The organism is Mesorhizobium sp. A623 (assembly GCF_054489405.1).
Genome location: NZ_JBTMXB010000112.1, coordinates 1 through 1,355, shown reverse-complemented (window position 1 = coordinate 1,355; position 1,355 = coordinate 1). Strand labels below are relative to the sequence as shown.

The 1,355-nt window shown below is 59.9% G+C and carries 1 pseudogene; it reads right to left on the bottom strand.

Annotated elements, in window-relative coordinates:
• A pseudogene (locus ACX3P1_RS28100) lies at positions 1 to 1,334 on the bottom strand (hypothetical protein); the annotation flags it as partial.
• Between the last annotated feature and the right edge of the window lie 21 nt (positions 1,335 to 1,355).

The window sequence follows — 1,355 nt, the reverse complement described above, 5'->3', positions numbered from 1 at the left end:
GTCCAGCGCCCATGGTCGAGCGTGGCGTTATAGTCGCCGCCGCTTTCGGTCGAGGCGATCAGGTCGAGAATATTGTCGTGCGCGCCATAGCGGGCGATGGTCTTGGCACGGTTCGCAATGTCCACCGCGCCCATGATTTGCGACATGGTGGTTGCGCCGTTGACGGCCTTCTTAAATGCCGCGTCGATAGCGTCGGTCTTCGCCAGCGTATCAAGTTCGGCCTTGAGTTCCGGCACAAGCGCCTTCAGGTCGGCAAGCGCGGTCCTGAAATTCGCCGCTGAGGTCGCCGCGCCGTCGAAGCCACCGCCGGCCCGCTGGGTGATGGCCGAAAGTTCCTTCAGCGAGTTCTTCAGCTTGTCGCTGCCACCGCCAAGGGCGATAATCTGTTCCTCGACGGCCTGAAGCGATGCTTCCAACTGTCTGATTTCCAATGCCTTGCCGGCATAATCGGGCTGATCTATCGCCGCCTGAAGCTGCTTTTGAATGCGGTCACGCTGCTTTTGCGCCTGTTCCAGCTTGAATTCGGGCGAATTTATCCGCGTTTGGGTGCTCTCAAGCTGGTCATAGCCGGGCAACCACTCGCCGCGAAGGGCTTTGATGATCGCGCCGGCATAGCCGACGCCCTCAATCGCGGCCTGCTTTGCATAGACGCTGACATTGCGCCAAAGGGTCGCGAATTCGGAATCGATCTTTTTGGCTGCTGCAATCTGTTCGTCGGTGAAAGTCGCGGCCTCGCTGCGCAACTTCTGGATTTCGGTGACGGATAGGCCAAGCACTTTGGCGAGGTTTTCAGCGCCTTGCCCGCCGAATAGCTCATCAAGGGCGCGGGTCTGGCCTGCACTGTCTAGCCGCTGAATCTTGCCGATAAGTTCGTCCATGAGCCGGTTCGGGTCTTGCAACTTCCGCCCGACTTCCTCGGCGGTGTAGCCAAGCCGGGTGAACCATTCCGCACCGCTGCCTTTGCCGGTCTTGGCAAACTCATCGCCACGGATATTCAATTCCTTGAGGGCGTCGGTGATACCGTCAACGGAAGCGCCGGCAGCGGTCGCGACATATGACCATTGCTGCCAAACCTGTGCCGACACGCCGGCCTTGCGGGCTTCGCGGTCCACATCGGCAATGCTGCCGGCAATTTCCCTGATAGCCATGGCAGCACCGGCCACGCCTGCGAATACGACGCCACCGCGAAGGAAGGGCGCGAACGCGCTTTCCATCTTGCTACCGATGCCGCTAAACGTCTTGCCGAGCGCCTTTTCGGTGTTGTCGCCGAATTGCTTCGTGCGCCGCTCCATGCGTTTGTAATTGTCGTTCGTGGCCTTGCCGGCGCGGGCCATATCCTTTTCGTATTTGTCTAG